Below are 1,708 nucleotides of genomic sequence, written 5' to 3'. Positions count from 1 at the left end.
TGCGGATCAGCTCGGGCAGGCGATCCCAGATGCGCCGCGCCCGCAGTGCAAGCGGCAATTGCTCGACCGGCCGGCCCTGGCAGCGCACGCCGCCGTAGTTCACGCCGCTCGCCTGCGCGCCGCAGTCGCGCCGTTCGAACAGCCCGACGCGCAGCCCGCGTCGCGTGAGCGCAAGCGCGGCCGACGCGCCGACGAGGCCGCCGCCGACGATCGCGACGTCGTAATGCCGGATCTCACTCATCGCGCGCCTCGTCGGGAATCGCCGCGACGTCGTCGCCCGCGAGCGCGGCCGAGATCGGGAACGGCTTCACGGGTGGTTGCGCACGCAACCGGCCGACGTCGGCGAGCGGCTGACCGGTTTCGGCGGCCAGCACGAGCGCGGCCGCGTCGCCGCACATGCGGCCCTGGCAGCGGCCCATGCCGACGCGGGTCAGCGCCTTCAGCCGATTCAATTCGGTCGCCGCGCCTTCGCGCACGCAGCGGCGCAGCGTGCCCGCGTCGATCTCTTCGCAGCGGCACACGATCGTGTCGTCGGGGCAGCGGGCAGCCTGTTCGACCGGCGGCGCGAACGCGGCTTCGAGGCCCGCGCGGAATGCGCCGATGCGGGCGAGCGTGCGTTCGAGTGCCGCCGCGTCGGGTTGGCCGGACGGCGAGCGCGATGCGATGCCGGCATCGTCGAGCAGGGCGAGCGCCGCACGCCGGCCCGACGCTTCGGCCGCGTCGGCGCCCGCGATACCCGCGCCGTCGCCGGCGACGTAGAGGCCGCGCACCGACGTGCGCCCGGCCGCGTCGCGTTCGGGCAGCCACGCGCGGTTGAGCGGGTCGAAACCGAACCGGCAGCCGGCGAGATCGGCAAGCTGCGTTTCGGAACGCAGGCCGAAGCCGAGGCCGAGCGCATCGCAATCGAGCACGCGCGGCGGCGCGGGCTGCGCCGAGTCGCCGGCGGCGCGCCATGCGAGCCCCGTCACATGTTGATCGCCGAGCACGCGCTCGAGCGTGACGCCCGTTTCGATCGCGACGCCATGCGCGCGCAGCCAGCCGTGGTAGTAGAGCCCTTTCGCGAAGATCGACGGCATGCGCAGCAGCGCGGGCGCGGCGCCGGCCTGGCGGCGCAGCGGGCTCGTGTCGAGCACGGCCGCGACGTGTGCGCCCGCCTTCGCATACTGGTAGGCGACGAGGTAAAGCAGCGGCCCCGTGCCCGCGAACACGATGCGTCGGCCGATCGCGCAGCCCTGCGCCTTCAGCGCGACCTGCGCGCCGCCGAGCGTATAGACGCCCGCGAGCGTCCAGCCCGGCACGGGCAGCATGCGGTCGGTCGCGCCGCTCGCGACGATCAGGTGCGAGTACGGTACCGTCACTTCGCGGCCGTCCTGCAACGTGTCGACGCGGCTCGCGCCGCATGACCACGCAAGCGTGTTCGGCCGATAGTCGACGTGCGGCAGCAGCGCGGCCATCGTCCGGTGCACCGCGTCGGCCTTCGCGGCCTCGAAGCCGTACAGCGTGCGCTTGCCGCGCACGAACGCGGCGTTGGCCGGCGGTTGACGATAGATCTGTCCGCCCCAGCGCGCGTTCTCGTCGATCACGACCGGGCGCAGCCCGGCGTCGACCAGCGCCTCGGCCGCGCGCACGCCGGCCGGCCCCGCGCCAACGATCACCGGTTGCAGTGCGGCGCTCACGATGCGTCTCCGGTCGCGGCCGGCCGGGCGGT

At 74.3% G+C, this 1,708-nt stretch carries 2 protein-coding genes; both read right to left on the bottom strand.

Annotated features, from left to right (window positions below):
* The coding region (locus JMF90_RS36000) for an FAD-binding oxidoreductase (RefSeq protein ID WP_201326243.1) at positions 1 to 241 on the bottom strand (241 nt) is incomplete at its 3' end.
* On the bottom strand, positions 234 to 1,676 hold the full coding sequence (locus JMF90_RS35995; protein WP_011548366.1) for an NAD(P)/FAD-dependent oxidoreductase: 1,443 nt from the start codon (positions 1,674 to 1,676) through the stop codon (positions 234 to 236). The genes JMF90_RS36000 and JMF90_RS35995, both read right to left, overlap by 8 nt.
* Positions 1,677 to 1,708 lie beyond the last annotated feature (32 nt).

Origin of the sequence: Burkholderia sp. E168m23 (assembly GCF_016586125.1) — a bacterium.
Taxonomy (GTDB): Bacteria; Pseudomonadota; Gammaproteobacteria; order Burkholderiales; family Burkholderiaceae; genus Burkholderia; species Burkholderia orbicola.
Note: the sequence above shows the minus strand (reverse complement) of the source record. Positions and strands in the feature narration are given on the sequence as shown.